Here is a 574-nt window from a genome sequence, read left to right as displayed (position 1 = left end):
AAACAGAGCCTTGTTGAACAATTGCAGCAAACACAAACAGTAGTGGAATGACAATAATGAAGGTCAAAACTACGCACGTGAGCAGCGATGCCGAATTTTTGTGTTTTGGCATTTTACGCTCAAACCACTCATGCACAGGAAACATAAGCAGTGAGATAATGAAAGCCATTACGATCGAATTGATGTAAGGCTCGACCAATAAATAGCAAGCAAAAGCAGCGGCGAGTAGAGCGATCATTAATACACGATGACTCGACGTGATTTTTACGTTGTTTGGCATGAGATAAATCCAACTTACGGATGACGTTTACAATGGCTCGCGTTGATATCAGCGCGAAACCTTTATTACTTTGCACCGGCTTTCCTTTCAGCCTTATGACACAGCTGAATTGGGAAGGGGTAAATGACCTTGTTATAATGACTACAAATCAGATGGTTATCAATCAAGAGATGAAAAATGGGTTGTTGTAACGGCGATAAGAAATGTAAACCTGAGAAGAAAACCAAACGTATTCCGTGGTTTGGCATTGTTCTAGGCGTGTTAGCTGTCTTGGTAATTTTGAACTGGCAATAA

The 574-nt window shown here is 40.8% G+C and carries 1 pseudogene; it reads right to left on the bottom strand.

What is annotated here, in order from left to right:
• A pseudogene (locus tag R7040_RS28585) lies at window positions 1-280 on the bottom strand (AI-2E family transporter); the annotation flags it as partial.
• Between the last annotated feature and the right edge of the window lie 294 nt (window positions 281-574).

Source organism: Vibrio sp. 1069, from assembly GCF_033340555.1.
The sequence above is the reverse complement of the archived record's forward strand: the minus strand, read 5'-3'. Positions and strand labels throughout refer to the sequence as shown.